Source organism: Xenorhabdus yunnanensis (assembly GCF_028598805.1).
Taxonomy (GTDB): Bacteria; Pseudomonadota; Gammaproteobacteria; order Enterobacterales; family Enterobacteriaceae; genus Xenorhabdus; species Xenorhabdus yunnanensis.
Genome location: NZ_JAQRFI010000370.1, coordinates 1 through 223, shown reverse-complemented (window position 1 = coordinate 223; position 223 = coordinate 1). Strand labels below are relative to the sequence as shown.

The 223-nt window shown below is 53.4% G+C and carries 1 pseudogene; it reads left to right on the top strand.

The features are described 5' to 3' along the window. Nucleotides 1-223, top strand: a pseudogene (locus PSI23_RS22640) (hypothetical protein); the annotation flags it as partial.

The window sequence follows — 223 nt, the reverse complement described above, 5'->3', positions numbered from 1 at the left end:
GCGGTTCTGCGGGTACAGGAGAAAAAAAACACCGGTAGGCCGGGTTCCACTCAGTGTAGCGGAACTCCGTAAGCTGCTGTCAAAGCTGATGGAAAAAGCGGGAAAGACAATCGAACAGATTTTACATTGGTCAGACTGGCGACGACGGCATCAATACCGGGCGCAACAATGTCACTACCGCCGCCGGGGAGATCATCGGCTTACAGAGCAATTACGGCTGTAG